This is a genomic window from Streptococcus sp. DD11 (assembly GCF_001578865.1).
Lineage (GTDB): Bacteria > Bacillota > Bacilli > Lactobacillales > Streptococcaceae > Streptococcus > Streptococcus panodentis.
The window spans coordinates 337,081-340,224 of the sequence record NZ_KQ969393.1; the positions used below are offsets into that span (position 1 = coordinate 337,081).

The window sequence follows — 3,144 nt, forward strand, 5'->3', positions numbered from 1 at the left end:
TTTTTTTGCAGTGTCTGTTAAATTTCTGTTTCACAGCCGGCCGTCAGCGATTTAGCCTTTAGTCTTGTTGGGAAACCGTCTGTTGAGTCAGTTCGCCTTCAGCTGGCAGATGATATAGTCTTTTAGTTTGCTTTTAGTACGAGGCAGCGAGCCGCAGACAGTACTGGTGTACGGCAAGGCGAGTTAACGACGTAATAAAAGATAAACTAAATGACGATAAGTCGAAATGAGGGATAGTTGGTATGGATTTCCGAAGAATATCAGCCTGCGGTTGGCTTCCCAGTCTGGTCTTTGATTTTCATTGAGTTTGAAAAAAAGGATTGAAGTTTTTTTCGTGGGCGATAGTCGTTTCATTTCCGTGACCGGGATAGACTCGATAATCTTTGGGAAGGATAAAGAGTTCCTGCCGGATGCTGTTTAAAAGCTGGTCGAGATTTCCGGTCGGCAGGTCCGTCCGTCCGATGCTGCCGCAGAAAAGTGCATCACCAGACAGGACGATGCGTTCTTCCGGGAAGACAAAGGAGACGCCGCCGATAGAATGGCCGGGTGTGGGAACGGCATAAAAGCGGAAGCCGTCTAAATGATAGTCTTGATGGTAGCTGAAATATTCCTCCGCCGGTCGGCAGATGATGTCGTCCAAGTCGGCATGTCGGTCCAGACCGGACAGATTGTCTGCAGGGCTGTAGAGCCAACTGGCTTCGCTTTGGGCTACATAGACCGGCGGCTGGGCAAAACTGTCTCTGACCTTGTCCAGACTCATGATATGGTCATAGTGGGTATGGGTCAAAAGAACAGCCGTCAGAGGCTTGCCGATTTCTTCTAATGTTCTTTGGATTTTTTTCCATTCGCTGCCGGGATCAATGACCAGAACATGGTCTTGATTTTCCAGAATATAGGTATTTTCAAAGGCAACGATATTGATGATTCGGTGAATTTTCATTGGCTTTCCTCGCAAAATTCTTCTTGTTACTGAGTGTAACAGAAAAATGCAGATTTTGCACAGAATTAATTCAGCCGCAGCAGGGAATTTTCAGATGTCTAAGAGACGCTTTTATGATATAATCATAGCAGTATGACAGACAAACAGTATAAGTATGCCGTCGTGGATTTGGAGGCCACGGGGGCCAATAGCAGTGGGAAAATTATTCAGATTGGCATTGTCATTATCGAAAACGGCGCGGTGACGCAGACCTATGAGACCGATGTCAATCCTCATCAGAAGCTGGATGAGCATATCAAAGAGCTGACAGGGCTTGATGACAGACGGCTTCGAAAGGCACCGGAATTTTCGCAGGTAGCGCGTGAAGTCTATGATCTGATTCACGATGCCATTTTTGTAGCGCACAATGTCAAGTTTGATGCCAATTTTCTGGCGGAGGCGCTTTTCTGGGAAGGATTTGAACTGCTGACTCCCCGCGTGGATACCGTTGAGCTGGCTCAGGTTTTCTATCCCAGCCTGGACAAATATTCTTTGGGACAGCTCTGCCGGACGCTGGCCATTCCCTTGGAAAATGCCCATACGGCCCTTGCAGATGCCCAGGCGACTGCCCAGCTTTTTTTGAAAATACAGGAGAAAATCAGAGGCCTGCCCAAGGCGTTGGTCGAAAAAATTCTGGATTTCGGAGACAGTTTGATTTATGAATCGCGCCTAGCCATTGAGGAAGTCTGCCAGAGCCTGCCGAATGGGCGGGTCAAGGGCCTGCAGGACTGTCAGGGAATTTTTCTGAAAAAGCCTGCAAGCAGGGGCTCTGAAAAGAAATTATCGCAGGATTTTCTGACCAATCTCTATCTGCTGGGACTGGAAGAACGGCCGGAGCAGCTCCGCTTTGCCCATTTTATGGAGGAAGCTCTGGACCAGCAGGAACCATCTTTTCTGCAGGCTCAGACCGGTCTGGGAAAGACTTTTGGCTATCTGCTGCCAATCCTGGCTCGGAGAAAGGAGAGGGTGCTGGTAACAGTGCCGACCAAGGTGCTGCAGGACCAGCTCCTGCAAAAGGAAGGCCGGATTCTGCAGGAAGTGTTTGGGCTGACCTTCCACAGTCTCAAGAGTCCGGACAATTATCTGAAGCTGGACCGCTTTTACGACAGTCTGGCTGTCCAGGACGATAACCGTCTGACGAATCGCTGCAAGATGCAGCTTCTGGTCTGGCTGACCGAGACCGAGACCGGAGACCTGAATGAAATCGGTCAGGCCCATCGCTTTTCAGCTTATTTCAGTGAGATTCGCCATGACGGAAAATTAAGCAGAAAATCGCTTTTTTATCAGGAGGACTTTTGGCGGCAGGGGCAGGTCAAAGCAGCTGTCAGCCGGGTGGTGATTACCAATCATGCCTATCTTTTGACCCGCCTGGAAGACGACCAGTCACTGCTGGACAATCGGATCTTAGTGGTAGATGAGGCCCAGAAGCTGTTTTTTGCCTTAGAGAGCTTTTCTCAGGCCAGCCTGAATCTGACCAAGCTCCTGCAGCAGATCAGCCAGCTGCTGCAGACCAAGCAGCGTCTGGTGCAGGAAAGGCTGCTGCAGAGCATCCAGTTTGAACTGGCCCATGCAGCGGAGCGGCAGAGAAAACGGGACTCTGAGCTGCAGACGGAAGTTGTTGAGAAACTGCGGCAGGATGTGTCCGAACTGGATGAGCACTTGCTGCCAGAGCTTCAGGCCATGTTCAGCCCCAAATACCAGTATTACTGGCTGACAGACGAAGCGGGAGTGGATTACAGGCTGAAAAAGCTGCATGCTGGGCGTTCGGACCTCCTGCGCTTTACAGAGTTTCTGCCGGAGACTGCCAAGGTCATTCTGGTCTCCTCCACGCTGGAAATCAGCTCCAAGGTCAACCTGGCCCAGCTGCTGGGCTTTGAAACCTATCATTTCTATAAGCTTAAAAACAGAAAAAGGCCCTTGCAGAAGCTCTTTTTAAATACAGATTTTCCGAATGTGACCGACCTGTCCAGCCAGGATTTTGCCCAGCAGCTTGCAGTTGCTCTGCAGGAGCTGGCAGCACTGGGCCGGCCTATCGTAGCGCTGTTCACTTCCAGAGACCTTCTGCTTGCGACCTCTGAGCAGCTGTCCCTTCCTCATCTGGCCCAATACAAAAACGGTGATGCCAGCAATATCAAACGGCGTTTTGACAGAGCAGAAGCCAATAT

1 protein-coding gene and 1 pseudogene are annotated in these 3,144 nt (G+C 50.1%); one reads left to right on the forward strand and one right to left on the reverse strand.

Translation table 11 applies throughout. From position 1 onward, the window contains the following. Positions 1 to 298: 298 nt before the first annotated feature. A complete protein-coding gene (locus STRDD11_RS04915) occupies positions 299 to 940 on the reverse strand; it encodes an MBL fold metallo-hydrolase (RefSeq protein ID WP_128835948.1) in 642 nt (213 codons plus the stop codon). Positions 941 to 1,072: 132 nt separating this feature from the next. Between STRDD11_RS04915 and STRDD11_RS04920 the strand changes: the two are divergent. Further along, a pseudogene (locus STRDD11_RS04920) lies at positions 1,073 to 3,144 on the forward strand (bifunctional DnaQ family exonuclease/ATP-dependent helicase); the annotation flags it as partial.

Excerpts from the sequence above, each read along its gene's own strand:
- STRDD11_RS04915 (WP_128835948.1), bottom strand. The coding sequence starts at position 940 with ATGAAAATTCACCGAATCATCAATATCGTTGCCTTTGAAAATACCTAT.